Here is a 253-nt window from a genome sequence, read left to right as displayed (position 1 = left end):
TGCAGCCTCTTCAGCTAGTGATTCAAATAATTATGCTAAAGCCGGTGAAAGCATGGTGAACGAAACAGTTCACGCTGTTGATAACCTTACTAAAGTAATTATTCAATCCGCCTCTGCAATTGAAAAGCTACAAGCCGACAGCGAAAATATAAGTCCCATATTAGATGTTATTAAAGGCGTATCTGAACAAACACACATATTGCCATTAAATGCCGCCATTGAAGCCGCAATCGCGGGTGAGCTAGTCCGAGGT

At 41.9% G+C, this 253-nt stretch carries 1 protein-coding gene; it reads left to right on the top strand.

Annotated elements, in window-relative coordinates; translation table 11 throughout:
• Positions 1 to 253, top strand: a 253-nt coding sequence (locus tag CWB78_RS18300; RefSeq protein ID WP_249930478.1) for a methyl-accepting chemotaxis protein, incomplete at both ends; no start/stop codon positions are given.

The sequence above is a fragment of the Pseudoalteromonas sp. S1612 genome (genome assembly GCF_005887175.1).
GTDB lineage: Bacteria > Pseudomonadota > Gammaproteobacteria > Enterobacterales > Alteromonadaceae > Pseudoalteromonas > Pseudoalteromonas undina.
The sequence above is the reverse complement of the archived record's forward strand: the minus strand, read 5'-3'. Positions and strand labels throughout refer to the sequence as shown.